Here is a 3,892-nt window from a genome sequence, read left to right on the forward strand (position 1 = left end):
TCAATGCAGACGAAGGTTTTATGGGTACAGATTTAAAAGGGGGTGAGTTTATAAATAACTGTTCTGATTTCGACGATATTATAATCTTCTACAAGAATGGTACCTATATGATTACTCCTGTAGCAGATAAAAAATTCATAGGAAAAGACGTAATTCATATTGACGTATTCCAAAAAGATGATGAAAGAACTATATACAATGTTGTTTATAGGGATGGAAAAGAAGGAGGAATTCACTATATCAAAAGATTCTTTGTAACATCTGTTATCAGAGATAAAGATTATGATGTAACACAAGGTACACCTGGCTCTGAAATTGTTTACTTTAGTTCTAATCCTAACGGAGAAGCAGAAGTGATTCATGTCTCTCTTAAAATAAGAAGAAGTGAGCGCAATCGCATTCGTAAAACAGAGTTTGATGAAGACTTTAGCGAAATTGGAATCAAAGGAAAGCAAGCTAAAGGTAATATATTAACTAAGCGTGATGTTAAAAAAATCACCTTAAAAGAACAAGGTGGCTCTACCCTAGGTGGTGTTGATATTTGGTTTGACCCAGATGTAAAGAAATTAAATCATGATGAAAGAGGCTTATATCTTGGAGAATTTACCGATGAGGACAGAATTTTAGTAACTACAGATAAAGGTATTTTCTATACCTGCTCGTATGACATATCTACTCACTTTGAAGGAAACATAACTCATATTGAGAAACTTGATGAAGAAAAGGTATGGACAGCTGTTCTATTCGACGCAAACAACAAAAACTTTCCTTATTTAAAAAGATTTACTTTTGAAGACGTGAACAAACCCGAAAGTTATTTAGGAGGCAATGAGAAGAGTCGAGAAGTTATCCTTACCACAAACCCCTCTCCTATATTTAAAGTCGTTTTTGGAGGAGTTGACAAACACAGGGATCCTATCACCATTGATGCAGTGAAGTTTATTGATCAGAAAGGATTTGGTGCCAAAGGAAAAAGAATTACGACTTATGACATCGCTGAAATTATAGAACTGAACCCTTGGAGCCCAGAAGATGAAGAAAACGAAGCTGATGAAGACACGAATCAAGAACCTAAAGAAATAGAACCTACAATTAAAACAATAGAGAGAAATGACTCTTCCTCAGCTGAAGATGACTCTAATTTGGAATCTAAAGAAGACGAATCGACGATGAAAGGGATAAATAATGGACAAATGGAACTATTCTAAAAATTTTCAGATCTACCTATGAAACAAAGATTAATATGGAGTGCTATTTTATTAGCTGTGCTCCTTACAAACATAAATGCACAATCACATATAAAGAAAGATACGGTACAATACGCTCCAGTTATAAACAGGGCAGTTTCGTATGGTATAGGATATTCCAACATCTATGACACCTACCTTTCTCCACAAGAATATAAAGGTATAGATTTTAGGATTTCAAGAGAAACGATGAAAATGACACGTCTGTGGGATGGAAATATATCGGTTCAAAATTTCCTACAAGCAAATATATCATATACGCACAACCACGTTGACAATAATAATTCATTTTCAGGTTTGCTAAACTGGAATTATGGTTTACATTACCAATTTAGAATCTCACCCAACTTTAAACTATTAGCAGGAGCACTGATTGATGCCAACTTAGGCTTCATTTACAATCTTAGAAATGGAAATAATCCAGCCTCAGCTAAATTCTATTTAAACTTAGCTCCTTCAGGTATGGCTATTTGGAATACTAAAATCAAGAATTATCCACTTACATTAAGATATCAAGTAAATATACCTGTAATGGGTATGATGTTTTCACCACACTATGGACAATCTTATTACGAAATATTCTCTCTAGGGAATGATAGTGGAACATTAAAATTCACTTCTTTCCACAACCAGCCTTCTATCAGACAGTTTTTTTCGGTAGATTTACCCATTAAAGCTGTAAAATTAAGGCTTAGCTATATCTGCGATATACAACAATCTAAGATAAATAACATAAGAGCACACTCCTACACTCACACGTTCATGTTTGGATTTGTTACTGAAATGTGTAAACTAAAGCCAAAAGAAACCATTCATGTACCATCGGGCTTAAAAGCTTATTAACTCGTTTTAAGTTATGATATATAGTACGTTCAAAAAAACATATAAGATATTTTCTCTCCTATTAATGATAAATGTCCTATTTACAAGCTGTATAAGAGAAGAAAAAGTAGATAACACTCCATGGGGAAACTTTGAAGCTTTATGGAAAATACTTGATGAAGGGTATTGCTATTTCAACTACAAAGACATTGATTGGAATGATGTTTATGAAGAATATAGCCAGAAAATAACTAAAAACATGTCGGATGAAGATCTTTTTGAAGTGTTAGGATCTATGACCAGAGAGTTAAAAGACGGACATGTTAACTTATCATCTAACTTCGACTTAGCCAGATATTGGGAGTGGTACGAAGACTACCCAAGAAACTTTGATGAAACTATTCAAGAAAAATATTTAGGGAAAGGGACTGATTATAAAATTGCAGGAGGCTTAAAATATAGAATTCTAGAAGATAACGTAGGATATATTTATTACGAAAGTTTTCTTACACCTATCAGTGATAATAATATATCTCAGGCCTTAAAGCACTTAGCACTTTGTAAAGGTATTATTATTGATATCAGAAACAATGGAGGAGGTAATATTACTAATTCAACTAAGCTTGCCTCTCATTTTACAGAAGAAGAAATTATAGTTAGCTACATTCAACATAAGCGAGGTAAAGGACACAATGATTTTTCTTCTCCCTACGAAGTAAAAGTAAAACCATCAAATGGATTACGCTGGCAGAAAGGTGTAGCTTTATTGGTAAACAGACACACATATAGTGCAGCTAATGACTTTACTAACAATATGGGTTGTTTTCCTAATGTCACTATTATAGGAGATAAAACAGGAGGAGGAGGAGGTCTAGCCTATACTTCAGAGCTGCCCAATGGATGGACTGTAAGATATTCTGCTAGCCCGCACTTGAATGCTAAGATGGAACATATTGAGTTTGGAATAGAGCCCGACATTAAAGTCGATATGACGAATGCAGATAAGATAAAGGGGATTGATACTATAATTGAAGCTGCAAGAAAAATATTCTAAAAAATATTTGCATATAATTTGCTAGAATAAAAAAAAGATATACCTTTGCAACGCAATCAAAAGAAATGCAAAACATTCTTGCGGATGTGGCGTAATTGGTAGCCGCGCTAGACTTAGGATCTAGTGTCGTGAGACGTGAAGGTTCGAGTCCTTTCATCCGCACCAATAAAATAAAAAAGCTTCTGAGTTTTCAGAAGCTTTTTTATTTCACATTATAGCTTGAAGCTTTTGAAACATGTTAACGGATTTCAAATATTTTTATTTCCTGATATAAAAAAACATGATAACTTATTGCAGAAATAAAAAAATAAAGTACATTTGCATCGCAATCAAATGATAGCACAACATCTGCGGATGTGGCGTAATTGGTAGCCGCGCTAGACTTAGGATCTAGTGTCGTGAGACGTGAAGGTTCGAGTCCTTTCATCCGCACCAATAATAAAAAGAGCTTCTGAGTTTTCAGAAGCTCTTTTATTATATATCTAATCTAGAATAGCGTTATTATAACGCTTGGATACTTCAATATTGAGATGGTAATTATTTCGGATCACCTGCAAAACTTGGGGGGATAACTTATTAAGCAAATAGTTTAGTCACTCTAAATAGGAAGAAACTAATATCTGTAACCCCTCTTAGTTGAGTCCTAAAGGCTTTTAGTGGGTCAGTCCGTAAAGTTGGGGATTTAACAATTAAGCGTATAGCATCATCACTCTATACAGATAGAACTTTACATCATCTACTCCTCTGAATGTAGCTCTGAAAGATTTAA

General features: G+C 34.2%; 2 protein-coding genes, 2 tRNA genes and 1 pseudogene. All 5 read left to right on the forward strand.

The features are described 5' to 3' along the window. A pseudogene (locus K8V80_RS05120) lies at positions 1 to 1,208 on the forward strand (DNA gyrase/topoisomerase IV subunit A); the annotation flags it as partial. An 18-nt stretch (positions 1,209 to 1,226) separates the two neighbouring features. Further along, on the forward strand, positions 1,227 to 2,090 hold the full coding sequence (locus K8V80_RS05125) for a DUF3316 domain-containing protein (protein WP_276775882.1): 864 nt from the start codon (positions 1,227 to 1,229) through the stop codon (positions 2,088 to 2,090). A gap of 13 nt (positions 2,091 to 2,103) precedes the next feature. Next, positions 2,104 to 3,123 (forward strand): S41 family peptidase, encoded by a 1,020-nt coding sequence (locus K8V80_RS05130; protein WP_276775884.1) that lies wholly within the window; start codon positions 2,104 to 2,106, stop codon positions 3,121 to 3,123. An 80-nt stretch (positions 3,124 to 3,203) separates the two neighbouring features. Next, positions 3,204 to 3,288: transfer RNA gene (locus K8V80_RS05135), tRNA-Leu, on the forward strand. A 185-nt stretch (positions 3,289 to 3,473) separates the two neighbouring features. Continuing rightward, positions 3,474 to 3,558, forward strand: a tRNA-Leu gene (locus K8V80_RS05140). Positions 3,559 to 3,892 lie beyond the last annotated feature (334 nt).

Origin of the sequence: Bacteroides coprosuis (assembly GCF_020741705.1) — a bacterium.
GTDB lineage: Bacteria > Bacteroidota > Bacteroidia > Bacteroidales > Bacteroidaceae > Bacteroides_E > Bacteroides_E coprosuis.